Source organism: Streptomyces sp. MS191, assembly GCF_008042125.1.
GTDB lineage: Bacteria > Actinomycetota > Actinomycetes > Streptomycetales > Streptomycetaceae > Streptomyces.
The window spans coordinates 68,284-92,280 of record NZ_RDBI01000057.1 but is presented as its reverse complement, the minus strand read 5'-3'; the positions used below and the strand labels follow the sequence as shown (position 1 = coordinate 92,280).

General features: G+C 71.7%; 20 protein-coding genes and 4 pseudogenes. 15 read left to right on the top strand and 9 right to left on the bottom strand.

Annotation, left to right across the window (positions count from 1 at the left end; genetic code table 11):
* Positions 1-275: 275 nt before the first annotated feature.
* Together EAO71_RS25430 and EAO71_RS25425 are read right to left on the bottom strand one after the other, a co-directional pair.
* Positions 276-659, bottom strand: a complete 384-nt coding sequence (locus EAO71_RS25430) for a hypothetical protein (protein WP_147980145.1) — start codon at positions 657-659, stop codon at positions 276-278.
* A gap of 135 nt (positions 660-794) precedes the next feature.
* Positions 795-1,136: a hypothetical protein gene (locus EAO71_RS25425; RefSeq protein ID WP_147980144.1), complete on the bottom strand. Its 342-nt coding sequence runs from the start codon at positions 1,134-1,136 to the stop codon at positions 795-797.
* 557 nt (positions 1,137-1,693) lie between these two features.
* Here EAO71_RS25425 and EAO71_RS25420 point away from each other — a divergent pair.
* A complete protein-coding gene (locus EAO71_RS25420) occupies positions 1,694-5,704 on the top strand; it encodes a tetratricopeptide repeat protein (RefSeq protein WP_147980143.1) in 4,011 nt (1,336 codons plus the stop codon).
* A 312-nt stretch (positions 5,705-6,016) separates the two neighbouring features.
* On the opposite strand, the gene EAO71_RS40125 is transcribed toward EAO71_RS25420, so the two are convergent.
* On the bottom strand, positions 6,017-6,625 hold the full coding sequence (locus tag EAO71_RS40125; RefSeq protein ID WP_147980142.1) for a tetratricopeptide repeat protein: 609 nt from the start codon (positions 6,623-6,625) through the stop codon (positions 6,017-6,019).
* On the opposite strand from EAO71_RS40125, the gene EAO71_RS25410 reads away from it, so the two are divergent.
* Both EAO71_RS25410 and EAO71_RS25405 read left to right on the top strand, forming a co-directional pair.
* A protein-coding gene (locus tag EAO71_RS25410; RefSeq protein WP_147980141.1) for an IS5 family transposase occupies positions 6,516-7,335 on the top strand; the annotation gives its coding sequence in 2 pieces (ribosomal slippage) (positions 6,516-6,857 and positions 6,859-7,335; 819 coding nt in all). The two genes, EAO71_RS40125 and EAO71_RS25410, sit on opposite strands and share 110 nt — an antisense overlap.
* A gap of 73 nt (positions 7,336-7,408) precedes the next feature.
* Positions 7,409-7,693: a tyrosine-type recombinase/integrase gene (locus tag EAO71_RS25405; protein ID WP_261992359.1), complete on the top strand. Its 285-nt coding sequence runs from the start codon at positions 7,409-7,411 to the stop codon at positions 7,691-7,693.
* 35 nt (positions 7,694-7,728) lie between these two features.
* On the opposite strand, the gene EAO71_RS37865 is transcribed toward EAO71_RS25405, so the two are convergent.
* Complete coding sequence (locus tag EAO71_RS37865; protein ID WP_187282819.1) at positions 7,729-8,553, bottom strand: serine/threonine-protein kinase; 825 nt, start codon at positions 8,551-8,553, stop codon at positions 7,729-7,731.
* A 912-nt stretch (positions 8,554-9,465) separates the two neighbouring features.
* On the opposite strand from EAO71_RS37865, the gene panD reads away from it, so the two are divergent.
* From panD to EAO71_RS40120, 4 genes and pseudogenes are all read left to right on the top strand, one after another.
* Positions 9,466-9,891 (top strand): aspartate 1-decarboxylase, encoded by a 426-nt coding sequence (gene panD / locus EAO71_RS25390; protein WP_147980140.1) that lies wholly within the window; start codon positions 9,466-9,468, stop codon positions 9,889-9,891.
* An 18-nt stretch (positions 9,892-9,909) separates the two neighbouring features.
* A complete protein-coding gene (locus EAO71_RS25385; RefSeq protein ID WP_147980139.1) occupies positions 9,910-10,254 on the top strand; it encodes a GNAT family N-acetyltransferase in 345 nt (114 codons plus the stop codon).
* Positions 10,251-10,907, top strand: a complete 657-nt coding sequence (locus tag EAO71_RS25380) for an aspartate/glutamate racemase family protein (RefSeq protein ID WP_261992337.1) — start codon at positions 10,251-10,253, stop codon at positions 10,905-10,907. Before EAO71_RS25385 ends, EAO71_RS25380 begins: the two co-directional genes overlap by 4 nt.
* Positions 10,908-11,276: 369 nt before the next feature.
* Positions 11,277-12,588: pseudogene (locus EAO71_RS40120) on the top strand (transglycosylase family protein).
* Here EAO71_RS40120 and EAO71_RS25365 read toward each other — a convergent pair.
* Entirely contained in the window at positions 12,469-13,446 is a 978-nt protein-coding gene (locus EAO71_RS25365) for a DMT family transporter (RefSeq protein ID WP_147980137.1), read from the bottom strand. The pseudogene EAO71_RS40120 and the gene EAO71_RS25365 overlap by 120 nt on opposite strands.
* Before the next feature lie 316 nt (positions 13,447-13,762).
* On the opposite strand from EAO71_RS25365, the gene EAO71_RS25360 reads away from it, so the two are divergent.
* The 3 genes from EAO71_RS25360 to EAO71_RS37860 all read left to right on the top strand — a co-directional run bounded on the left by EAO71_RS25360 (position 13,763) and on the right by EAO71_RS37860 (position 16,643).
* Positions 13,763-14,476, top strand: coding sequence for a (2Fe-2S)-binding protein (locus EAO71_RS25360; RefSeq protein WP_147980136.1), 714 nt, complete (start codon positions 13,763-13,765; stop codon positions 14,474-14,476).
* A gap of 61 nt (positions 14,477-14,537) precedes the next feature.
* Positions 14,538-16,013: an SDR family NAD(P)-dependent oxidoreductase gene (locus EAO71_RS25355; protein WP_147980135.1), complete on the top strand. Its 1,476-nt coding sequence runs from the start codon at positions 14,538-14,540 to the stop codon at positions 16,011-16,013.
* Between the two features lie 456 nt (positions 16,014-16,469).
* Positions 16,470-16,643: a hypothetical protein gene (locus EAO71_RS37860; RefSeq protein WP_187282818.1), complete on the top strand. Its 174-nt coding sequence runs from the start codon at positions 16,470-16,472 to the stop codon at positions 16,641-16,643.
* An 85-nt stretch (positions 16,644-16,728) separates the two neighbouring features.
* On the opposite strand, the gene EAO71_RS25350 is transcribed toward EAO71_RS37860, so the two are convergent.
* The 4 genes and pseudogenes from EAO71_RS25350 to EAO71_RS25340 form a co-directional block, all read right to left on the bottom strand.
* A complete protein-coding gene (locus tag EAO71_RS25350; RefSeq protein ID WP_147980134.1) occupies positions 16,729-18,150 on the bottom strand; it encodes a lipase maturation factor family protein in 1,422 nt (473 codons plus the stop codon).
* 45 nt (positions 18,151-18,195) lie between these two features.
* Entirely contained in the window at positions 18,196-18,360 is a 165-nt protein-coding gene (locus EAO71_RS37855; protein WP_187282817.1) for a hypothetical protein, read from the bottom strand.
* Positions 18,361-18,539: 179 nt separating this feature from the next.
* Positions 18,540-19,085, bottom strand: coding sequence for a DUF1990 family protein (locus tag EAO71_RS25345; protein ID WP_147980133.1), 546 nt, complete (start codon positions 19,083-19,085; stop codon positions 18,540-18,542).
* Positions 19,082-19,723: pseudogene (locus tag EAO71_RS25340) on the bottom strand (YndJ family protein); the annotation flags it as partial. The gene EAO71_RS25345 and the pseudogene EAO71_RS25340, both read right to left, overlap by 4 nt.
* Between EAO71_RS25340 and EAO71_RS25335 the strand changes: the two are divergent.
* The 5 genes and pseudogenes from EAO71_RS25335 to EAO71_RS25315 all read left to right on the top strand — a co-directional run.
* Positions 19,713-19,814 (top strand): annotated as a pseudogene (locus EAO71_RS25335) (YndJ family transporter); the annotation flags it as partial. The pseudogenes EAO71_RS25340 and EAO71_RS25335 overlap by 11 nt on opposite strands.
* Positions 19,810-20,856 (top strand): annotated as a pseudogene (locus EAO71_RS25330) (SpoIIE family protein phosphatase); the annotation flags it as partial. The pseudogenes EAO71_RS25335 and EAO71_RS25330, both read left to right, overlap by 5 nt.
* A gap of 78 nt (positions 20,857-20,934) precedes the next feature.
* Positions 20,935-22,278 (top strand): wax ester/triacylglycerol synthase family O-acyltransferase, encoded by a 1,344-nt coding sequence (locus tag EAO71_RS25325; protein ID WP_147980132.1) that lies wholly within the window; start codon positions 20,935-20,937, stop codon positions 22,276-22,278.
* A gap of 37 nt (positions 22,279-22,315) precedes the next feature.
* The gene (locus tag EAO71_RS25320; RefSeq protein WP_147980131.1) at positions 22,316-23,188 is read left to right on the top strand and encodes an Fpg/Nei family DNA glycosylase; all 873 of its coding nucleotides are present in this window, start codon (positions 22,316-22,318) and stop codon (positions 23,186-23,188) included.
* A 52-nt stretch (positions 23,189-23,240) separates the two neighbouring features.
* Positions 23,241-23,997: LytR/AlgR family response regulator transcription factor (locus EAO71_RS25315; RefSeq protein WP_147980234.1), on the top strand; the 757-nt coding region annotated here is incomplete at its 3' end.

The window sequence follows — 23,997 nt, the reverse complement described above, 5'->3', positions numbered from 1 at the left end:
GAGCAGCGAGAGATGCCTTCCCGCGGACCCGGTGGAGCCAGCCGCGTGGGCCGATGCCGACGAATGTCTGGGTCTCAGACCCGATGCTTCGACCCAAACGCCAACGGGAGCACATCCGCTGCATGCCAGCGGCAGGATGGCCAATTCCGAGGCCGGAGCGGTCGTGCCATACGGTGCCAGCCCCCATGCTCGCGCGGTTGTCGAGTGTCAGCGCCTGGTGGGTGCCGCGTCCGTGTGCACCCGGGCGTGACACCATCACCCTTTCCCCGGCAGGTTCAGGTCAGTACGCGCATCGCGAGTACGGAGCCGTCTTGATGGACGGAGACCGGGCCGTCCCACTTCGAGTCCCATTCGAGCAGCGGCCATGTCTTCCGGTGGGCGTGGACCTCGGTGCGGTACCGCTCGATCTGGCCGTTCTCGAGGTGGTGGAAGAGGTCCTTCGCGACTCCGGAGAAGGCCTCGACCCGGGTCCTGTTGAGACGGAAGACGTGATCGGTGCCGACGAAGTCGATGCCGTGGAGCTGTACGTACGCGTCTTGGACGCTGTCGGTGGCGGCGTGGATCAGGCCCGTGAAGTGTCGCTGGCCCTGCCTCTTGGTCAGGTACTGCGCGGTGGCCGTGCCGTCTCCGGCGAAGGCCGTCAGGCCGGCGCTCGGCATCTGCGGCCAACGCGTCGGATATGTGGCGCAGCAGCGAGGCCGCCCAGCCGTGTTCTCATCCAGCCCTTCGATGCGGGTGTCCCGGTGACGGTACCGGGAGCCCGTCGGGGAGGTGTGGGCGCCAGTAGTCCGGGCTCACGGCCAAGGCGTGTCTTCGACCTCGCCCGCAAAGCCGCGAATGCTTGACAGGTTCCGATGTGGTCCTCGGTAGTTCAGCGAGTCGAGGCCCAGCAGTGACAGGCAGTGTCGGGTGACAAGCCAAACCTCTGTGACGAGTCCTGGAAGCCGGTAGTGCTCCTTCTGGTCCTCCTCGGGGTGGACCAGGTAGTTGCGAACCTTCGTCACCACATCGGGGCCGTCCCGGGCATTTCCGGTCCGCCAAGTCATTTCATCGGCAAACGCGGCCATGGCGGAGGGCAGTTGGCTGCGGTCGATTGAGACCGCGGTTACCGAACCGAGTGATCGAGTTCGGCGCACCGTTCGACGTTAGAGGTTAAAGATCAAGCTAGCCCCGCTACGGCAGTCGAGTTGCGGGGATCCGGCGTTCTACGCCCGCCCGGGGTGCCGTCGTGCTCTTATGGATTGGTGGACACCCTCACAGTGCCCCGGGCCCCGGCAGGTCCCGCGGATGGTACGGGGCGTCGCCGACGCTCCTGGTTGGTGCGGAGCGCCGGCGACCGGAGCGCCGACAGGACCTTAGTTCGAGAACCGGTCGAGCAGCCAGGTGAACACGGCACGGGCGGCGCCGCCGACAGCGGCACCGAGCACGGTTGCTGCCCAGGGCGTCTGCTCGCGGCGGGGCGGGCGGGGCCGGCTGGATCGACGGGGCCTGCGGGTGCGGGACATCGTTCTCCTTCGGGACGGACGTCGGATGGTGGCGTCGGCCGACGAAGAAGACGATCCAGGTCTTGGTGCCTGCAGCGGGGATATTGGGACGCCTCGGAAACACCAGGGGATTTGCCCTGTTCACGCCAGGTGTGGATGTGGATCACCCGGGACGATCCGGGACGGGCCTCATGGTGGGGAGAGTCGACATGACGGCATTGGAAGACGCCCGGCGGTACTTCGCGGGCACCCTGGCCGAGGTACGCCGAGATGCTGACTCTCCCTCGCTCGCCGAGATAGAGAGGGTCAGCGGCGGGCGACTGACGCAGTCCACCGTCAACAGGGTGCTTCTGGGCCAGTTCCCGGAGTGGGAATTCGTCGAACTCTTCCTCAAGGCCTGCAGGGCGTTCGCCAAAGAGAAGAGGAGGTCGGTCACCGAATCGCTCTACGAGGAGAGCTTGTGGCGACGACGCCATGCAGATCTGGTGGTCTTGTCGGAGGCGCACCGGAGGGACGAAGGGGCCGAGCTCCCTCCGGGAGTCCAGCGCTTCCCACTGAAGGACGTGCAGCCGCCGGTTGCGGATCTGGGTGAACAGCCGAGCCAGTTGCTACTGGCCCGCCACGAGGTGGTGCCGTTCACCGGCCGGGCGGACGAGCTGACCACGCTGGAGCGCTGGCGGGACGGGAAGACGCCGGACGGGCGGCCGATCGTGGCCTCGGTGGCGTTGCTGCACGGGGGAGGAGGGCAGGGGAAGACCCGGTTGGCCACCGAACTGGCCCGTCGCACCGCCGCCGCAGGGGGATGGAAGGTGTGGCAGGCCGTCCGGACCGGCACGGTTACGGCGGACCCCCCCCACCCCAAGAAGTCGGCGCTGGGACGCAACGCGCTGGTGGTGGTCGACTACGCCGAACGCTGGCCCGCGCAGGAGCTCGATTCCCTCATGGGCAAGCTCTCCGCCCGGCGCGGCGCGCGGCTCAGGGTCCTGCTCATCGCCCGCTCGGAGAGCTGGTGGTCCTCCCTGGTGGATGATTTCCGCAAAAAGGGCTATGCAGATGAAGCGATCCCGGTGAAGGCACTTCCTGAGGGGGACGTCACCACCCGGCTCGAGGCGTTCACGGTCGCCCGCGAGCGCTTCGCCGACGCCCTCGGGGTGCCGGGGAAAGAAGCCGAGACCATCGCGGAGCCAGGGAACCTGGACCACGAGGCCTACGGCTTGACGCTGACCGTGCACATGGCCGCGCTGGTGGCCGTGTACGCCCACATCTGCCGCGGCGAACCACCACGGAATCCGGGTGCACTGTCGGCATACCTGCTGGACCGCGAATACAGCCACTGGGCGAAGCTGGCGCAGGCCAAGAACAACTGCGCCGCACCGGAAGGCGACTTGGCGCAGGCTATGAACAACTGTGCCGTACCGGCGGGCGTCATGGCGCAGACCGTGTACACCGCGACTCTCGCGCGCCCCAGGCGACTCCCGGCGGCGCTCGCCGCCCTGAAGGACGCCCTGGTGGGTGATCCGGCGTCCCATCTTCAGGTCTTGGAGGAACATGCCGCGTGCTACCCCGCCGCTGATGCGCAGACGTACCTGGAACCGCTCTACCCCGACCGCCTCGGCGAGGACTTCGTAGGCCTCAGCACACCGGGTGCCCAGGCCGGCCAGCGCCTGCAGATGCGCTGGGCCGTGCGGGCCGCGGCGCGGCTGCTCGGAGTCAACGCCGACGTGCCCGCTGATGCCGAGGTCGACCCCCACGTACATGCCCGGCTGAACACTCCGGCCGACACCCCTGCCGGCGTTCGAACCGACGCCCCCGCTCCGGAGTGGCGCCGCGACGTCCTCACGAACCTGATCAATGCCGCCGCGCGCTGGCCACACCTCGCCGCCGACGAACTTGCCCCACTGGCACGCGAGCATCCCGGCCTCATACTCCACGCGGGCAACGCCGCCCTGGCCACCCTGGCCCGGATCAAGGAGATCCCGCTCGAAACGCTGGAGGCCATCGAGGCGGTCGCTCCCCCAAGGGATGCAGACCTCGATGTGGGGATCGCCGAAATCACCGATCGTTTCTCCTCCGCCGAACGGATCCGGTCCCTCGCGGACCCCGCCGCCAAGACCGTCCTCTACGCGAAGAAGGCGTGGCGCCTGTCCAACTCGGGCCGGCACGACGACGCCCTGGAGGCGATCGAGCACGCGGTGGAGCTCCATCGCATCCTGGCGCGCGGCGGCCAGGCGGAAGAGTTGTCCGACCTCGGGTGGGCGCTGAACAGCCTGAGCAACGAACTGCACTGGACCGGCCGCCACCGGACCGCGCTGGAAGCGGCCGAGGAATCCGTGGCGATCTTCGTGGCGGTCGTACAGAACCATCCCGAGAAGATCGGCAGTCTTGCGGTCGCCTTCATGACCTTGTCCCTGCGGCTCGATCAGCAGGGGCAGACCGCTCGCGGCCTCGAGCTCCTGGAACACGCGGTCGACATCACCCGACTCACGGCCGAGGCGAGGCCCGCGGACTTCCGTCCCGACCTGGCCGGAATGCTTCACAACCTGGGATCCCAACTGTCCCGAGTCGGCCGGTACTCGGAGGCGCTGTCCGCGGAAACGGAAGCTGTGTCCATCTACCGGCAGTTGGTGGAGCAAGAGCCCCGGGCCCACATCGACGTCATGGCCAACGCACTCGACGGCCTGGCGGTCGCGCTGGGCGGCGAAGGCCGTCACCGCGAGGCTCTGGTGTCCAGCGAGGAAGCGGTCGGATTCCTCCGGGCCGGCGCCGAGGACAATCCCGGCGCCTACGAGCCGCTCCTCGCCAACGCCCTGCTGAACCTCGGTGTCGGGTTCGGCGAGTCAGGTTTCCTGCAGGAGGCCGTTCGGTACTGCCGCGAAGCGGTCGGCATGTCCCGCGACCTCGCGTTCGCAAGCCGGTCCACCCACCTGCCACTCCTCGCGAGGTCGGTGATGAACCTCGGCATCTGGCTCGGCGAGTCGGGATTCCACCAGGAGGCCGTCGACTTCTCCGAGGAGGCGGTTGCGCTGTTCCGCGAACTCGTCGGGCTCGACTCCGAGAGCCACCTACCCAATCTTGCGGAGGCGCTCCTGAACCTCGGACCCCGCTTGGCGCACGCCGACCGGCCCGCGGAGGGCGGGGACGCCTGCGGTGAAGCCGTCGAACTGTACCGTCGGCTGAGCCCTGACGATCCCGTCGTGTACCGCCGCAAACTCGCGATCGCACTGATCAACATGGGGAACGGGCACTCCCGGCAACGGGATCCCGCGGGGGCCGTGGAGTGTTTCAGGGAAGCGGCCGACCTGGCCCGGGAGGTCGCGGAAGACAACCCCGGCGCGGGCCTGCCGATCCTGGCCGGCGCCCTGACCAACCTCGCGGGCCAGCTGAGCAAGGCGGGGCTGTCGGCGGCGTCCGTCACCGTGGCCCAGGAAGCCGTAGCCATCCGACGGCCCTTGGCGGAGGCCGACCCCGGCACACACGAGCCCGGCCTGGCAGCGGCACTGGTGGTCCTCTGCGACGTGCTGAGCGGGGTGGGCCGTCACGAAGAGGCGGCCAAGGAGGGCGCGCGGGCGGTCGCCTTGCTGCTGAAGCTCGCCCACACCGCCCCGGAGGCCCATCGACTGCACCTGGCGCTCTCGCTCAAGAGCCTCGGTCGGCCACTGACTGAGCTGAACCGCCTGCACCAGGCCGTCGCGGTCGCAGAGCAGGAGGTCGCAGTCTGGCGGCACTTGGCACAGGCCGACCCCGTCGGCTACGAGTTCGAGTTGGGCCTGGCCCTGGACCGGCTCGGCGACCTCCTGGCGCAAGTGGGGCGGCACGAAGAGGCGGTCATGGTCGGCGAGCAGGCCGTGGCACTCTGGCGGCGCCTCGACCACCCTGCCACCGGTCTACTGCTGGTGCTTGCCCTCGGCAACCTCGGCGGCCCGCTCTCGGCTCTGAACCGGTACGAGGACGTCATCGCCGCCGGGGAGGAGGCGCTCCCCGTCTGGCGTCGGCTCGCCCGGGAAGACCCGGCCACCTATCGGCCCCAGCTCGGGCATCTGCTGACCCTCCTGGCGCGGGTGCGGTGCGGCCTGTCGCACGGCCTGCGCGAGGCGCTGACCGAGGCGGAGGAAGCGGTGGAGGTCTTCACCGCACTGGACGCACGGCATCCGGGGCTGTTCCGGATGCCGCTGAATGAGGCACTGCACCTACGCACGCACCTGCGCACCATCCTTCCGTAGCGGGGCCGGCTCGATCTTTGATCTCTGACGTCGAACGGCGCGTCGAAGTCGATCGTGGGGAGGCCGCGTTGCCGGCAGCTGTGAACGGGCTCACCCCGGTCGGGGACTGTAACGGCTGCGGCACTGGCTGCACTTGCCCGGTTTGCCCGGCCTGGGCGCGGGAGAAGGAACCGATGTATCCCGGGCCGAGGTGGCCCGGGGTGAAGAGGGGGGAGGATTATGTCCGACACGTACGCTGCGGAATGCCGGATCCGGGCAACAGGTCTGTACCTACTCCTGTAAGCCGGTGGTGTCATTGTTCGCGGTGAGCCGTTATCGAATGGCTGCCGCTTCGTCCGACCCCCTCAGCCGGACAAGTAGGTCAGATTGTAGGCGCAGTCCAGTATGGAGGGACTCCAGGAATCGCGCAGGCGCAGTCGCCGTGAGCCGACGGTAGATTTCCACTGCCTCCTCCGTGGCTTCCAGCGCTCCGCAGGGATCTTGCTGCGCCTGATACACCACCGAGGACCAGCCAGTCAGCGAGGCGGCGAGGCCATGTTCGTAGGTGGCCGGGTCGCTAGCGGCTAGCTGACGGCGGATATCGACAGCCTCCTGAATGGCGGTCATAGCCTCCTGGTGACGCTCCGCATAGGACAGGTAGAGCCCGAGCATGTTCAGCGACGCAGCGAGATCGGGTCTGTGAGTGGTGGGGTCACTCGCGGTGAGCTGTCGGCGGATTCGGACCGCCTCCTGGGTGGCGGTGAGTGCCTCCTCCGGCCGCCCCGCCGTCCTTAGACCGTGTCCTATGTGGTGAGGCGTCGTTGACCCCCGTATGGGGCGGGGTACTTGGAGTTGGATTGTTCCGGACGGACTGTGGGAGATCGCGGAGCCGCTGATCCCACCGTCGAAGGTCCGGTCGCAGGGCGGCGGGACGCAGGACACGCCTGATGAGACGCTGTTCGCGGCCATCATCTACGACCTGGTCAGCGGGTGCGCCTGGCGGGCGCTGCCGCCGTGCTTCGGGATATCGAAGTCGACGGCCCACCGCAGGTTCCTGATCTGGTCGAGGGCCGGAGTCTGGGGCCGGCTCCACGAGGAGCTCCTGCACCGCCTGGACGACGCTGGCCTCCTCGACCTGTCCCGGGCGGTCCTGGACTCCGCCCACGTCAGTGCCAAAAAAAGGGGGCGAACTCACAGGTCCGAGTCCCGTGGACCGGGGCAAGCCGGGTTCCAAGATGCACGTCCTGTCGGACGCGAACGGACTGCCCCTCCTCGTCGGCGTCACCGCGGCCAACACCCACGACAGCCTCGCCCTGAAGCCCATGATCATGGGCCACCAAACGAGACACGACCCCCACCGCGGCCGCTTCTTCAAGCCTCAGCGCCTTCACGCCGACAAGGCCTACGACGTTCCCCACCTGCGAAAATGGTTCCGCTGCAAACGGATCGGCGTCCGTGCTGCCCGCAAGGGCGTCGAGTCCTCCGAACGACTCGGCCAGCGCAGGTGGGTGATCGAGCGGACCATGTCCTGGCTCACCGGCTACCGCCGCCTCAACCACCGCTACGAACGCCACCCCCGCAACTACCTGGCCTTTCTCGGCCTCGCCGCCGCCATCTGCTGCTACAAACGCCTCGTCCGCCTCACCACGTAGGACACGGTCTAAGGGGCGGTCGGGCCGACTGTTGGACGACGGCAACTGGCGAGCCCAGACTCGGTGGCCGGCGGTGAGGCGGGCGCGCTACGCAGAGTCCAGCGGGACGATCGGGCAGGTGCCGCAGTATCCGCCGCACTCCACCCGGCACATGTGTGCGTCGTGGCTCGTTCAAAAGGGCGTCTCGCTGTACGACGTCCAGCACCTACTCGGTCACGAGAGCTACCAGACGACACAGCGGTACGCCCATCTCGCCCCGGCGCTCACCAGGCTGTCCTCGGAGCCTGGGAACGATTGGGCTCCCAGCTGGTCGTGCCGGCGTGGGGCGGCGTGCGGTCCGGCGAATAGAAGCCGGTGACCACCGTGTCTCTGGTGGGCCTCCCGCCCGTGCTGTCAGCTGGTTCGCGGATTCCCTGCTGCATGCCAGGCGTCGGCGAGGGCGCTAACGGTAGGAAGGCGCTTATCAGGCTCCACTGCGGTCGCCGTTGTGATGACAGTCAGCTGGGCAGGGGTTCCGCGCCACTGCGTTTCCTCGTCGCCGGCGTCGAGGAGGAGGTGCAGCGCCCGGCCGAGGTTGAAGACCGTGGTGCGGATGTCGATGAGCGAGCCGCGGGCGAACTCCTCGGGCGCCATATAGCGGCTGGTGCCGGGTAGGCGGTCGGCTTCCAGCGTGAACGGTCCGGGGCGGTACTCGTCCAGATCGCAGAGCTTCATGCGCTGCTGGTCGAAGTCGTAGAGCATGCAGCCGTCGCAGAGGTCGACGGCCACGCAACCAGCATCTTCGACAGCCAGGTGGGCGCTGATAAGCGATTCCAAGGCGGCATTGATCTGAGCGAGCGGCTGGGCCCTGAACCTTGCCATAGGGCTGCCGGGAGCGGCCCGTCCGCCATGCCGTGACCGGGTCGGATGGTAGAGAACCTCGCCGCCCATCCACGGGTATACAAGCACAGGGCTGACGGCCGTGGTGAAGGAATGCACCAGGGGCACGATCGCCGAATGTGCGACGGCGCGGTGGACCGAGATTGCCCGGTGCAGCGACGCGACGGCTTCGGGCGTCGATGCGGTCTTAACGAACCAGCGCTGTCCCGACGCCAGCAACCCGTACGAGGTGCAGCCGGAGTCTTGATCGCCGAACCTCTGGAACACGGTGCCCAGTCGGTCCAGCAGAGGCTCGATCTCTGGGGCGTGCGTCACGTCCTGGAACGGGTGCGTCGTCATTTCCTGCATGGTGTCATTCCGTGCACCGACGTGCAGCGGTTTTGCGGCGATGCCCGGCGTCGTTGGCGATCGCCACTAATGGGTCTTCTGCTGCTCCAGCTACTTGAAGACCTCGGTCTTCTCGTAGAGGACCTTGGCATTCCTGCCCCGGCCGAGTTTGTACCCCTTCAAGCCGAGCTTCGAGGCTTCCTTGTAGACCCAGCTCCTGGACATATTGAGCATTGTCGCAACCTCGGTCGAGTCCATGAGCACGGGCTCGACCGGGCGCCTCCCGTGGGGCGAGCTGGTGCCAGAGCTCGTCCTTTCGGGGGGCGTTTGCGGGTCTGTGGTCAATGGTGCTCCTTTGGGGCTGGCCGTGCCGATCCCGAAAGCGGAGTGGCACGCGGTCTGGCAGGAAGTCGAGGCATCGGTGTGCGCCCGCCGAGTGGCACCGCCAGATGCCGTCGCGCGGACAACACCAATGGTCACGAGAATCCCCGGTTTCGCTAACCGGGCTTTGCCGCTATATTCCGCACCCGCCTCGATGTGCCGTTGCCTGTGGCGAGCCGCGAGCGGCGCCGCCAAGGGCGTCGGAGTAGGTGCCGCAGCCTGGGCGGGTTGATCCGTGTGCAGGCGCCGGCGCGTGCCGACCGTCGGCCCGCCGCCGTGGATCCGCTCACAGTTAAGGTGGTCCTGGACGACTGCCGACCGTCGTTGCGTAGGCTGGCGTGGTCGTCGCGGTGGGGGCGCGAGTGAGCCGGCTGAGCCCCTCGAAACCTGCCTGACGGTGCATCAGAAAAGGTCAGCAATTGGTCAGCATTAGTCCTCAAAAACCTGGTGAAAGCTGACCGAACATGCGACTCGTTGTAAGGTAGGGAAACCGCCCTTGACCTGCAAAAACGCAGGCAGGGAGCCGTCTTCGAGGAGTCCATAGTGCTGCGCACCATGTTCAAGTCCAAGATCCACCGCGCCACCGTGACCCAGGCCGATCTGCACTACGTCGGCTCCGTCACCATCGACGGCGAGCTGATGGAAGCCGCCGATCTGCTGCCCGGTGAGCTCGTCCACATCGTCGACATCGACAACGGGGCCCGGCTCGAGACCTACGTCATCGAGGGCGAGCGCGGTTCCGGCGTGATCGGGATCAACGGGGCCGCCGCCCATCTGGTGCACCCCGGGGACCTCGTCATCCTGATCAGTTACGCCCAGGTCGAGGACGCCGAGGCGCGTGCCCTCGTGCCGCGCGTGGTGCACGTCGACGCGGACAACCGGATCGTGGAGCTCGGGGCGGACGCCTCCGCGCCCGTGCCCGGGACCGATCAGCAGCGCAGCCCGCAGGCCGTTCCCGCGCACGTCTGAGACGAGGAGAAGCACCGCATGGCAGATCTGGAGATCCGCGACGACCGGGCGGCCGGACGCCTGGGGGCGTTCGAGGGCGAGACCTACGTCGGCGGCATCGTCTACTTCGTCCTGGACGCCGAGCCGCACGCGCTGGTCGCCGTGCACACGGTCGTCGAGGAGGGCCACGAGGGCAAGGGCGTCGCCGGCTCCCTGGTGCGCGAGTTCTACGGGATCGCCGCACGCGAGGGCGTCCCCGTCGTGCCGCTCTGCCCCTACGCCGCGAAGTGGGCCGAGAAGCACCCGGACGAGGCGCCCGTCCCGTCGGACGAGCTCGTCCGGGCGGCGAAGACCCAGCTCAAGGCGACGCCGGAACTCCTGTGACGGGGACGCCCGCGCTGGCGCTGCTGCACACCTCACCGGTTCACGTGCCCGTCTTCGACGGGCTGCGCGACCGGGACCGACCCGGGCTCGTCCTGCACCACCTCGTACGCGAGGACCTTCTGGCGCGCGCCCGGGCCGAGGGCCCCGACGCGGTGGACGACGACGTCCGGAGCGCCCTCGCCGAGGCCGTCGCGGCGGGCGCCGGCGCCGTCCTCTGCACCTGTTCGACGATCGGCGCGGTGGCGGAGCGGGCCGCCGCGCGGCTCGGCGTGCCGGTGCTGCGGGTGGACCGCCCGATGGCCGCCGAGGCGGTCCGGGCGGAGCGGATCGTCGTCGTCGCGACCGTGCGGTCGACCCTGGCGCCCACGATCGACCTGCTCCGGGAGGAGTCGGGGGAACGGACCTCGTTCGTCACGACCCTGCTCGTCGAGGAGGCGTGGCCGTACTTCGAGGCCGGGGACCGGGACGGCTACCTGGACACGGTGGCCGCGGCCGTCGACCGGATCGACCCGGCGGCCGGCGGGGTGATCGTCCTGGCGCAGGCGTCGCTGGCCGACGTCGCCGGACGGGTCCGCACCCCGCTGCCCGTCCTGTCCAGCCCGGCGAGCGGGCTGGCCGCCGGGGCGGAGGCCGTCGCGCGGCGTCAGGGATGAATGGATCCGGCGGGCGAGGGCACGCGCAGCGGGAGAGCCTGGTGCACAACGGACCAGCCGATCGAGAGGCGCGTCATGACCCACCCGTACCCCGACCCGGTACCTCCGTCGCCCATCCCGCCGCCGAACCCGGTGCCGCCGCCCGCGCCCGGGCCGGTGCCCGGCCCGGCTCCGGTACCCGAGCCGGACCCGGTCCCGGGACCGCCGCCGCCCGCTCCCGTACCGGAACCCGAGCCTCAACCCCAGCCGGGTCCCGCCGGTCCCTGACGGCCATGTGACACAAGGGAGTTGGAGTTTCCCGAAGGCCCTTGTCACGGCCTGTGACTGTCCCTTACCTTGGGCGACTGCTGATGCGTTCAAGGGGGTCCCATGGCCGTACGCGGACGACACCGCCGGCAGCAGCCGAGCCGGATCAACCGAGCCTCGCTCACGGTGACGGCAGGCGGTGCGGGAATCGCGCTGCCCCTGATGGGAGCGGGTACGGCGCAGGCCGCCTCGCTCGACGTCTGGGAGAAGATGGCGGCCTGCGAGTCGTCCTCCAACTGGCGTATCAACACCGGCAACGGCTACTTCGGCGGCCTGCAGTTCAGCCAGGCGACCTGGGAGCGGTACGGCGGCACGCACTACGCCCCCCGCGCCGACCTCGCCTCCAAGGACCAGCAGATCGCCGTCGCGGAGAAGGTCCTCAAGGGACAGGGCCCCGGCGCCTGGCCCGCCTGCGCGCCGCGGGCGGGGCTGGCCCGGGGGCAGGACGCCCCGGACATCCGGCCCGCGTCCCTGCCCGGGCAGCGGACGGCCGTGGGGCACAAGCCCCCGGGCGCCACGCCGACCACCGTGCCCACCGTCCGCGAGTCGTACACGGTCGCCCCCGGCGACTCGCTCTCCCGGATCGCCCGGGAGGAGCGGGTCAAGGGCGGCTGGCAGCGGCTCTACGAGGCCAACCGCACCGTGGTCGGCGGTGACCCCGACCTGATCCACCCGGGACAGAAGCTGACCCTCCGGATGACGGCGCCCGCACGGAAGCCGTCCACCCGCAGCACCGGCACGCCGAGCCGCGCGGCGGCCCGCTCCGCCACCGCGCCGATCGTCGAACAGGTGCAGAGGACGGCGCCGGCGCCCGCCGCGACGGCCTCGGCGACCCGCGGCCGCGAAGCCCGCCCCCGCGAAACCCGCCGCGAAGCCGGTCACCGGACCCGCGGCCGCGAAGCCCGCGGCCAGGCCGGCCGCGAAACCCGTCTCCCGGCCCGCGTCCCGGCCGGCCGCCAAGCCGCACACCGACGCGTTCAGCGCCCCGGTCTCCGCGTCCATCGGCACCCGCTACCGGGTGTCCGGGTCCTCCTGGGCCAGCGGCTACCACACGGGGGTGGACTTCCCCGTCCCGACCGGCACGTCCGTCAGGGCCGTCGCAGGCGGCAAGGTCGTCTCCGCCGGGTGGGGCGGGGCGTACGGCTACGAGATCGTCATCCGGCACGACGACGGCCGCTACAGCCAGTACGCGCACCTCTCGGCGCTCTCCGTGCGCGAGGGCCAGCGGGKCGGYGGCGGCCAGCGGATCGCCCGGTCAGGATCGACCGGCAACAGCTCGGGACCGCACCTCCACTTCGAGATGCGGACGGGTCCCGGGTACGGCAGCGACATCGACCCCCTGGCCTACCTCAGGGCCCGCGGAGTCTCCATCTGACCGCGACGACGACACCGCCGGGCCGTCGTCCACGGCCGTCAGGCGGTCCATCGTGAGCTGGATCAGTCCGCCGGCCGCCACCGCCCCGCAGATCAGCGCGGCGACGGTGCCGGCCGTGCCGTAGCGGAAGCTCTCGCCGAACAGGGTCAGGCCCACCGCCGCCGCGACCACCGGGTTCACGACCGTGACGGTGGCCAGCGGCGCGGCGAGCCCGGCACCCCGGTACGAGGCCTGCGAGAGCAGGAGTCCCGTGACCGCCAGCGCCGAGAGCACCAGCAGGCTCGGCCACTGGGCGAAGGGCGCGCTCGCCGTCCACTCCACGGCGACCGTCTTGGTGAAGACCGAGGCGATGCCGAACGACACCCCCGCCGCGGCGGCCAGGACCACGCTGCGGAGCACCGGACGCCCCACCAGCTGCGCCACGGTGAACAGCGCGGTGACCACGCCGGCCGTCCCGGCCGCGAGCATCCACCGCTCGGCCCCGCCCAGCGCCTGCGAGTCCGCGCTCCCGGTCAGACTGAGCAGCCCCGCCAGGCCCACCGTGGCCATGATCGCGCCCCGCCAGGCCGTCCGGCCGGCCCGGCGGCCGACGAACAGCGCGGCCATGGGCAGGGCGAAGACGATCGTGAGGGCGCCCAGCGGCTGGACCAGGCTGAGCGGGCCGTAGGCGAGCGCCACCACGTGCAGCGTCGCACCGAGACCGTTGAGCAGCACCGACCCCCACCAGGCCGGGCTGTGCAGCGGTGCGTAGGGGCGGCCGGGGACGGCGGCCGCGACCCGCTCCTGCACGATGGCAGCGGCCGCGTAGGCGACCGCCGAGACCAGCGACAGGAGAACGGACAGCACGAGGGGACTCATACGTACAACGATCTCTCTTCCGGGCGTTCACGTCGTCGTACCTGGGAACCCCATCGCCCGTACTGCCGTCGTAGTACAGGGCCCGTACGTACACCTGAAGACGTACGCCTCCGCAGGTCAGGAGGGGTGGAACGCGACCTTTCCGGTATCCGGGGCGAAGCGGGCACCGCCCATCCGGAGCCGTACCGGAATCCCATCCCGAGCCAGTCGGCGCCCGGTCCGGTCCACTTTGGCCCGCTCCGGGAGCCGTTACGGTGATCGCCGGACGAGGGCCCACGGCGGGGCCCGAAACGGGGCGGGAAGGGCGGTCGCGGCGGTGGATCTCGTCGAGAGCGGATCGGTCGGGGGCTTCTTCGCGCTGCGGACGGCCGCACCTCCCGGAGGCGGCGCGCACCTGCCGCTCGCGCGGCTGTACGCGGGGGAGACCGGCCCCCTCACCGCCCGCGTCGACCGGGTCGCCGCCCGCCTGCGCGCCCCGGAGCGCAGGGTCGCCGCCTCGATCGCCCATCTCGGACTCGCCGCGCGCCTCTGGTCGACGGTGCTCGGCCCGGCCGCCCTCCACGGCCGCTTCCCGGCCCTCGACCCCGCCGAGCTGCACTGGGACGGGGCGCTGACCTCTCCCGACGACCTCTGGTGGGCCGGTGCGGACACCCGTCCCGCCACCGTGGAGCAGCTGACCGAGGTCGTCGTCGACACCCACCTCGTCCCGCTGGCCGCCGCCTTCCGCGCCGACGGACGCATCTCGCCGCGGCTCCTCCGGGGCAACGCCGGGTCCGCCCTGGCCGGTGCGCTGCGGGAGCTGATCCGCTGGTCCCGTGCCCGGCAGCGCCCCGAGGTGGCCGAGCGTGCGGCGGCCCTCGCCGGTGGGCTCCTCGGTCACCCCGTCCTGGCCGGCACCGTCCGCGGCCCCGCCCTGCGCCGCGCGTCCTGCTGCCTCTACTACCGGGCCCCGGGCGGCGGGCTCTGCGGCGACTGTGTGTTCGATCACCCACCGGCGACGGGTTTGGAGACAGGGCCCTCCGCTCCGTAAAATTCCGCTTTTGGGATACGGAGCGCGTGAGCGCACGAGTGATCGAGGAACGGCAGAGGCCATGACGGTGACCGAAGAAACCCAGGAGTACGGCCCGGGGGTCGACCCCGAGCGCCTGGCCGTCTGCCTGAGCGTCCTCGACGAGCTCGACAAGCTGGACGTGGACCACCCCGACGCGATCGCCGTGCGGCGCGCCACCGCCGGGATCTACCGGACGGTGAAGCAGCGCCGCCGCCAGGAGCGCCGGGCCGCCAAGACCGCGCACGACAAGGCCGTCACCGAGGCCACCGCCACCGGCTCCGCCGCGCGCATCGACGACGAGACCGAGGGCCTCCTGCCCTCCTCCGTCACCGAGGCCGGCCGGATCGCGGGCATACTCCAGCGCCCCCGCTCCTGCTACACCTGCAAGACGCGGTACGTCGAGGTCGACTACTTCTACCACCAGCTCTGCCAGAACTGCGCCGCGCTGAACCGCAGCCGCCGGGACGCCCGTACCGACCTCGCCGGCAAGCGCGCGCTGCTCACCGGCGGCCGGGCCAAGATCGGCATGTACATCGCGCTGCGGCTGCTGCGCGACGGCGCCCACACCACGATCACCACCCGCTTCCCCAAGGACGCGATCCGCCGCTTCAAGGCGATGGAGGACTCCGCGGACTGGATGCACCGGCTCGAGGTCGTCGGCATCGACCTGCGCGACCCGGCCCAGGCCGTCGCCCTGGCCGACCAGATCGCCGAGGCGGGTCCGCTCGACGTCCTCGTCAACAACGCGACGCAGACCGTGCGCCGGCTGCCGAGCGCCTACGCCGCCCTCGTGGAGGGGGAGACCGCGCCGCTGCCGGCCGGTGAACTGCCCGCCCACCACGTGATCGGCGCCTTCAACTCCGGCGCGGTGGACGGCCTGGCCGCGCTGCCCGTCGGTGTCAGCGGTCTCGACGCGCAGAAGGTCGCGGACCTCGCCCTGGTGGCGGGCAACGCGAGCGTGGCCCGCCACCTCGACGGCACGGCGATCGACGCCGGCGGCCTGGTTCCGGACGTCGTCGAGTCGAACACCTGGGTCCAGACCATCGAGCAGATCTCCCCGGTGGAGCTGCTGGAGACCCAGCTGTGCAACTACACGGCGCCGTTCATCCTGATCAGCAAGCTGCGTCCGGTGATGGCCCAGGCCGCCGCGAAGGCGTCCAGCGGCCGCGCGTACGTCGTCAACGTCTCGGCGATGGAGGGCGTCTTCAGCCGGGGCTACAAGGGCGCAGGTCACCCCAACACCAACGCCGCGAAGGCCGCCATCAACATGGTGACGCGGACCAGCGCGCAGGAGATGTTCCAGACCGACGGCATCCTCATGACCTCGGTCGACACCGGCTGGATCACCGACGAGCGCCCGCACTTCGACAAGCTGCGGCTCGCCGAGGAGGGCTTCCACGCCCCGCTCGACCTGGTCGACGGCGCGGCCCGGGTCTACGACCCGATCGTGCGCGGCGAGGCGGGCGAGGACCTGTACGGCTGCTTCCTCAAGGACTACGCCCAGGCGAACTGGTAGGTCCGCCGGCGGCCGGTCCCGCACCGGCCGCCCGGCCGAGCGACACGCGGTCACCCGGGCCCGCCCGGGTGACCGCGCGTCGTACGCCCCGCCGCCCTCTTCCCGGAGTGTCCCGGGGGGTGTCCCGGGGTGTCCCGGGCGTGCCCGTGACACCGCGTCCCGGAGCGTCGGGCCGCCCGTCCCGCGGGTTCACCCGTCCGGCGGTTCGCCAGGGCCTTCGGATTCGTCCATCTGTCCGGAACTCACCCGATCGCGTCACACTTCCGAGCCCCATAGAGCATGAGCGCGCTCATTTGGTTACTCTGATGCTCACGGTCGGCCACCGGGGTTTCACCAAACCCTCACGGCCGGCTTGGGGACTGGCCTGCCACCAAGGCCGCGGTCCCGCCCGGAGAACGGCGCCACCGCGACCGAACGGCCATGTCCTCATAGGCTCGCGACACGAAGGAGTGCGCGGTGACACCAGAACTGACGAAGCAGGAAACACGACCGGCCGATCAACCGGACCGGTCGAAGAGGCCCGGCGAGCGGCTGGGCAGCCTGGACGTGTGGGCGCATGCGGCCCCCATCCGGCTGGCCGGCTACGAAGACGACCTCGCGGAGCCCCACATCCTGCCCGGCATCGACTGAGTCGTAGCTGTCGCTTCGCCCGTGCCCCCGGCCGCCCCGGCCGGGGGCACGGGCATGTCCGCGGCCGGGGCGGGTGGCCGGCCGCTCAGCGCCAGGCGCCGGAGCGCAGCCGGGTCGGCGGCAGGTACTCGCGGACGAGGGTGCGGTGCCACCACGCGCCGGTCTCGCGCAGTTCCCGCCGGGTCGTGAACCGGTAGCGGTAGAGACGGGCCCTGACCAGGGCCGGCGGCGCGTCCGGGAAGGGGTTGTGCCGAAGGAGCCTCAGGGTGTCCCGGTCCCCGTCGAGCAGCCGCTCGACGAACGGGCCGAACCAGTCGCCGGCGTACGCGGGGGAGAGCGCCGCGAACCACATCAGCCAGTCGAGCCGCAGGTGGTACGGGGCGAACTGGCGCGGCAGCCGGCGGGGATCGCCCGGCTTGCCCTTGAAGCCGTACTCCTTCCACAACGTGTCCGGGCGGGGAACGGGATCGTCCGTGCCCTCGATGACGATCTCGTCCCTGACCCTGCCGACCGTGCCGAAGGCGCCGTACGAGTTGACCAGGTGGAGGGGGTCGTACGAGCGGTTCATCGCCTGGCGGCGGGAGGCCAGGTTGCGGACCGGGCGGTGGCTGAGGAACAGGATCAGCGCGGTCGCGGCGCAGACGACGACCACGTACCAGAGGGGCGGCGACGGCAGCGCGGGGGCTCCGACGAGCAGGGAGCCGTCCATGGCGGACAGCGCGAGGACGATCGTCAGCCAGTTCAGCCAGGCGAAGTTCCCGGAGAGCACCAGCCACAGCTGGGTCGCCACCATCAGGCCGGCCGCGACCGTCGCCACCGGCTGCGGGGTGAAGAGGAGGACCGGGACCAGCAGCTGCACGACGTGGTTGGCGGCCGCCTCCACCCGGTGCAGCGGCCGGGGCAGGCGGTGGAAGAACCAGCTCAGCGGCCCGGGCATCGGCTGCGTCTCGTGGTGGTGGTACAGGCAGGTCAGGTCGCGCCAGCAGCGGTCGCCGCGGATCTTGATGAGCCCGGCGCCGAACTCGACCCGGAAGAGCAGCCACCGCAGCAGGAACAGCACCAGGACGGGCGGCCCGACGTCGTCGTTGCCCAGGAGGATCGCGAGGAAGCCGGTCTCCAGGAGCAGTGACTCCCAGCCGAAGGCGTACCAGGTCTGACCGACGTTCACGATGGAGAGGTACAGCACCCAGGGGACCGCCCACAGGAGCATCGAGACCCCGAGGGGCACGGCGTCGCCGGCGCCCGCCGCCAGGGCGAGGGCCAGCGCCGCGCCCGTCCACGCCACCGCGGCGAACAGCCGGTCCGAGTAGCGCCAGTGGAAGAGGCTCGGGGCCCGGCGGGGATCCACCCGGCGCAGGTGGTCCGGCACCGGGAGCATGCCCCGCTCGCCGATCAGGGCCCGGAACTGGAGCGCGGCGCAGAGGAAGGCCACGAAGTAGAGCCCGGCGAGCCCTCGCTGGAAGACGATCCGGCTCAGCCAGTAGTCGGGTGCGGTGAACCAGTCCATCGCTGCCCGTTCCGGGCGGGGCCCCGGGCGGCGCCGGGCCGGCGGTCAGCTCTTCTCGTCGTCGTCCGTGCCGCGTTCGCCCTCGGCCTGGGAGGGCGTCGTGCGCGTCGTCTGGGGATGCCGCTGCTTCCGCTCCTGGACGTCCATGTCCTCGTCGAGGCGTTCGCCCTCGGCCTGCGAGGGGCTGGTGTACTCGTCGTAACGGCGCATGACCGCCTCCTCGATCGGTGTCCACGGGCGGGCGCGTCCGCGCCCGCACCGGGCACATCCGTACAGAAGGAGCGTAACGCCGCGGGTCCCCTGGGGCCCGCTCCATCAAGGCCGCGCGGTGCCGCCCGCACGGGAGCCCCGGCAGCCAGGAGACGGCTCGGTCCGGTCCCGGCCCGTCCTCAGGCGGGCGCGGCGATCCGCCGCAGCGTGCGGCCGAGCCGGCGGGCGTAGGCGTGCTGGAGGAACGGGACCAGGGGGCCCGCGAGGCGGGTGTACCAGGCGGCGGGGCGGCTGAAGGCGGTGACCGTGAACCAGACCGAGCCGTCCGGGTGCAGATCCACGACGAAGGACTCCTCGCCCCGCTCGGGGTGCCCGGTCCGGGTGCCGTAGGCGAAGCCGGCGCGGGTCTCCTCGTAGGCCGTCCAGATCACCTCGCAGGGAGCGGTGAACCGGACGGGGCCGATTCCGGCCGAGACCTCGACGGCCACCCCGGGTGCGGCACGCTCGGCCTCGCAGTGGATCCGGGCGCCCGAGGAGCGGTGCATCCGCCAGGTGGTGACGGCCGTCCCGGCGGTCTCGAAGGCGTCCCGGCCCCGGCCGATCCGGAGGGTGTGGTGGAGGTGGTGGTAGCCGGGCGGGAGGTGGTCCCGTCCGGTGGCGCCGACCTCGGGGTAGGTGAGCGACGCGGGCGCGGCGCCGGACAGGCTGCGGATCAGGCGGGTCATGCTGCGGTCTCCGTTCGGACGGGGCGGGCGGGAGCGAGGGGGCGCGCGCGGAGCCGGTGCCAGGCGAGGACCGAGCAGAGCGCGAAGCCGAGGGCGTTGCCGAGGCCGTGGGTGGCGGCCATCCAGGTCAGGCTCGGGTGGGGCAGGCCGGTGGCCTCGCCGAGGGCCCAGCTGAGGGCCAGCAGCATGGTGGCCGCGAGCACGGCGGCGGAGACGGCCAGCAGGGTCCGGGCGACCGGGTCGGGCGTGTGGGCGCGGACGTCCCGCCAGGTCGCCAGGGCGACGGCCCACATGCCCGCGGTGAGGACGAGCGCGCCGACCAGTTCGGCCCAGTCGTCCACGAAGTAGCCGAGCAGCACCAGCAGGGTGCCGACCGGGACGCTGAGCGCCGCGAACCGTGCGGCGGGGCCGTCGGCCGTCCGGCAGACGAGGCCCGCGACGAGTGCCGCGGCGAATCCCGCGTAGTGGAAGTGGGGCACGGTCAGGGACAGGATCTCGAGGTCGAAGCCGAACAGTTCGTACCCGGCGCGCTCGGCGACGAGGGCGAGGCCGGCGACCGAGGGCGTCACCAGCGCGGTGAGCACGGCGATCTCGGACGGCCGCGGGAGGTACCGGGCGAGCGGTCCGCCCTCGGGCGCCGGCCTCGCCCTCGTCGCCGAGCGCGCCGGGTACGAACTGTTCGGCTTCGACCTCGAGATCCTGTCCCTGACCGTGCCCCACTTCCACTACCCGCCTCGGCCGTGACATCGGCGGCGACTGGTACGACGTCATCCCGCTGCCCGGCGGCCGGGTCGGCGCCGTCATCGGGGACGTCCAGGGCCACGACACGCACGCCGCCGCCGTCATGGGCCAGCTACGGATCGTGCTGCGCGCCTACGCCGCGGAGGGGCACACCCCGGCCACCGTGATGGCGCGCGCCTCCGTCTTCCTGCACGAGCTGGACACCGACCGCTTCGCCACCTGCACCTACGCCGAGGCGGACCTCGCCACCGGCGTCGTGCAGGTGGTCCGCGCCGGGCACGTCGACCCGCTGATCCAGGACACCGACGGCACCAGCCGCCGGCTGCCCGTGGAGGGCGGGCTGCCGCTCGGGCTCTCGGCGGAGTTCGGCCGCCTCGACTACCCCGTGACGACGCTGGAGCTGGACCCCGGCCAGACCCTGCTGCTGTACACCGACGGCCTGGTCGAGAAGCGCGGATCCGACCTCGCCGAGGGCATGCGCTGGCTCTCCGCGCTCGTACGCGGCGGCCCGCGCGACCTCCAGGACCTCGCCGACCACCTGTGCGAGGTGGTGGACGAGCGCGGCGGCGAGGACGACGTCGCGATCCTGCTCCTGCGCCGCCGGGGCGTGTACTTCCCGCAGTCCGGCGGCCGGCTCCAGCAGCACGTCGCCCCCAGTGATCCCGAGGCCCTCAGCTCGGCCCGCCACATGATCCGGGCGGCGGTCCGGGCCTGGGGCGCCGGGGAGCGGTCCGACGAGATCGAGCTCGTCGCGGACGAGATGATCACCAACGCGCTGATGCACACCGACGGCGGGGCGATCGTGACCCTGCGGATGCTGGCGGGCCCCGAGCGGCGGCTCCGGGTGGAGGTCGAGGACCGCTCCAGCGCGCTGCCGCGGCGCCGCGAGGCGGGCGAGGCCGGGGTCTCCGGGCGGGGCCTGCTGCTGGTCGACATGATCTCGGACGTCTGGGGCGTGGAGCCCCGCGGTGGCGGCAAGTGCGTCTGGTGCGAGTTCACCGTCGGGCAACACGGTGTTAACTCAGCGTGAAGTGATCGTACTTGACCGTAACCGACCGTGCACGATTGACTTCGGTTACCTGCCGTTCCCCGAGGACACGAGGCACTGTTGAGCGTCGAGCTGCTGACACCTCTTGATCTGGCCTTCTGGCATCTGGAATCGACCGATCACCCCATGCACCTGGGCGCCCTCGCCCACTTCGGGCCCGCGCCCGGCGACCCGGCCGGGCTCCCCGAGCTCCTCGCCCGCCGCGCCGCCGCGATCCCCCGGCTGCGCATGCGGGTCCGCGACGTCTGGCTGCCCGTCGGCGGCGCCGCCTGGGCCGCCGACAAGGACTTCGACGTACGACGGCACGTCCGGGAGATCGCGCTGCCCGGCGCCGACTTCGGCGCCGAGAGCGCCCACCTGGCCGGCGAACTCATGGAACGGCCGCTCGAACGCGGCCGGCCGCCGTGGGAGATGTACCTCCTCACCGGCGCCCCCGACGGCTCCTTCGCCGTCCTCGTCAAGCTCCACCACGCCCTCGCCGACGGCATGCGGGCCGTCGCCATCGGCGCCGGGATCTTCGACGAGATCGCCGCCGGCCGCGGGCGTGCCGTACCCGGCCGGCGCGCCCGCGCCGTACCCCCGCGTTCCTGGCTGCCCGGCCCCGGCCGGCTCGTCGGCGCCGCCCGCGACCGCATCGGGGACCTCGGCCGGGCCGTCGAGGTCGGCGCCTCCGTGGTCCGCGCGAGCAGGCTCGACGGCCGCGGCGCCGCCGCCCTCGCGGCCGGCTCCAGCGGCACGCGCCGGGTGGCCACCGCCACCCTGGACCAGGAGCGGATCCACCGGATCCGCCGCGCCGCGGGCGGCACCTCCAACGACATCCTGCTCGCCCTGGTCTCCGGCGCGCTGCGCCGCTGGATCGACGGCCGCGGCGAACCCGTCCCCGGCGTCGACCCGCGCGCCCTCGTGCCCGTGTCCCGCCGACGGCCCGGCGCGCCCTCCGCCGCGGGCAACAGCCTCTCCGCCTACCTGCTGGACCTGCCGGTCACCGAGCCCGACCCGGCGGCCCGGCTCGCCTCCGTCCGGCGGGCCATGGACCGCAACAAGGCCGCGGGTCCGCTGCGCGGCGCCGGGGCCGTCGCCGTACTCGCCGACCAGCTCCCGCCGCTCGCCCACCGATTCGGCGCGCCGATCGCGTCCGGCGCCGCCCGGCTGCTCTTCGACGTCCTGGTCACCCAGGTACCGCTGCCCCGCTCGGCGCTCTCCCTCGGCGGGGCGCCGCTGCGCGAACTCTTCCCGATGGCGCCGCTCGCCCGCGGCCAGTCGCTCGCCGTGGCCATGTCGCCGTACGGCGGGCAGGTCCACTTCGGCCTCGTCGCCGACGGCAAGGCCGTGCCCGACCTCGACGCGCTCGCCGCGGCGCTCGCCGACGAACTGGAGGTGCTGGACACGGCGCCCGGCCGCTGAGCGCGCGGCCCGGCGGGCGGTGCGGCAGGGTGGAGCCATGCCGGAACTGCCCGAGGTCGACGCCCTGCGAGAGTTCCTCGACGAGCACCTCGTGGGCAAGGAGATCGCCCGCGTGCTGCCCGTCGCGATCAGCGTGCTCAAGACCTACGACCCGCCGCTGAGCGCGCTGGAGGGAACCGAGGTCACGGCGGTCGACCGGCACGGCAAGTTCCTGGACATCACCACCGGACACGGCGACGCGCGGCTCCACCTCCTCGTCCACCTCGCCCGGGCCGGCTGGCTCCACTGGAAGGACCCGCTGCCCTCCGGCGTCCCCCGCCCCGGCAAGGGGCCGCTGGCCCTGCGCACCGCCCTCACCGGCGGCGACGGCTTCGACCTCACCGAGGCCGGCACCACCAAACGGCTCGCCGTCCACGTGGTGCGCGCACCCCGCGACGTTCCCGGCGTCGCCCGGCTCGGCCCCGACCCGCTCGCCGACGCCTTCGACCTCCCGGCCTTCGCCGCGCTGCTCGCCGGCGAGCAGCGCCGGATCAAGGGCGCCCTGCGGGACCAGAGCCTGATCGCGGGCATCGGCAACGCCTACAGCGACGAGATCCTGCACGCCGCGAGGATGTCCCCCTTCAAACCCACCCGGAACCTCACGGAGGAGGAGACCGCCACGCTCTACACCGCGATGCGGACCACCCTGCGCGAGGCCGTCGACCGCTCGCGCGGCGTCGCCGCGGGCCGGCTCAAGGCCGAGAAGAAGAGCGGCCTGCGGGTGCACGGACGGACCGGCGAGGCCTGCCCGGTCTGCGGCGACACCATCCGCGAGGTGTCCTTCAGCGACTCGTCCCTCCAGTACTGCCCCACCTGCCAGACCGGCGGGAAGCCGCTCGCCGACCGGAGGCTGTCCCGGCTGCTGAAGTAGCCGGCGCCGTGCGCCCGCCGGGGATCACGGGACAGCCCTTAGACTCCGCCGCATGCTGCGCGTACTGGCCGTCGACGACGAAGAGCCGGCCCTCGGGGAACTGCTCTACCTCCTCCGCTCCGACCCCCGGGTGCGCAGCGCCGAGGGCGCCACCGACGCGACCGGGGCGCTGCGCCGGATCGGCCGCGCGCTGGACGCGGGACCCGACGGCGAGGAGGCCGTCGACGTCGTCTTCCTCGACATCCACATGGCCGGGCTGACCGGCCTCGACGTCGCCCGGCTGCTGGCCGGCTTCGCGAGGCCGCCGCTCATCGTCTTCGTCACCGCCCACGAGGGCTTCGCCGTCCAGGCCTTCGACCTCGAGGCGGTCGACTACGTCCTCAAACCGGTCCGCCGCGAACGACTCGCCGAGGCGGTCCGCCGCGTCCACGACCTGGTGCACGCGGCCGGCGCCCCCGCGCCCGCGCCGGTGGCGACCCTGGGGACGCCGGAGCAGATACCCGTCGAGCTCGGTGGCGTCACGCGGTTCGTGTCCGTCGACGACATCGCCTACGTCGAGGCCCAGGGCGACTACGCCCGCCTCCACACCGACGAGGGCAGCCATCTGGTCCGCATCCCGCTCTCCACGCTGGAGGAGCGCTGGGCCGCGCGCGGTTTCGTCCGGATCCACCGCAGCCACCTCGTCGCCCTCGGCCGGATCGACGAACTGCGCCTGGACGGCGGCGCGACCTCGGTCCGCGTCGGCAGCGCGGAACTCGCGGTGAGCCGCCGCCACGCCCGCGAACTCCGCGACCTGCTGATGCGCCGCC

Excerpts from the sequence above, each read along its gene's own strand:
- EAO71_RS25430 (WP_147980145.1), bottom strand. The coding sequence starts at position 659 with ATGCCGAGCGCCGGCCTGACGGCCTTCGCCGGAGACGGCACGGCCACC.
- EAO71_RS25420 (WP_147980143.1), top strand. The coding sequence starts at position 1,694 with ATGACGGCATTGGAAGACGCCCGGCGGTACTTCGCGGGCACCCTGGCC.
- EAO71_RS37865 (WP_187282819.1), bottom strand. The coding sequence starts at position 8,553 with ATGACGACGCACCCGTTCCAGGACGTGACGCACGCCCCAGAGATCGAG.
- EAO71_RS25385 (WP_147980139.1), top strand. The coding sequence starts at position 9,910 with ATGGCAGATCTGGAGATCCGCGACGACCGGGCGGCCGGACGCCTGGGG.
- EAO71_RS25365 (WP_147980137.1), bottom strand. The coding sequence starts at position 13,446 with ATGAGTCCCCTCGTGCTGTCCGTTCTCCTGTCGCTGGTCTCGGCGGTC.
- EAO71_RS25355 (WP_147980135.1), top strand. The coding sequence starts at position 14,538 with ATGACGGTGACCGAAGAAACCCAGGAGTACGGCCCGGGGGTCGACCCC.
- EAO71_RS25350 (WP_147980134.1), bottom strand. The coding sequence starts at position 18,150 with ATGGACTGGTTCACCGCACCCGACTACTGGCTGAGCCGGATCGTCTTC.
- EAO71_RS37855 (WP_187282817.1), bottom strand. The coding sequence starts at position 18,360 with ATGCGCCGTTACGACGAGTACACCAGCCCCTCGCAGGCCGAGGGCGAA.
- EAO71_RS25345 (WP_147980133.1), bottom strand. The coding sequence starts at position 19,085 with ATGACCCGCCTGATCCGCAGCCTGTCCGGCGCCGCGCCCGCGTCGCTC.
- EAO71_RS25320 (WP_147980131.1), top strand. The coding sequence starts at position 22,316 with ATGCCGGAACTGCCCGAGGTCGACGCCCTGCGAGAGTTCCTCGACGAG.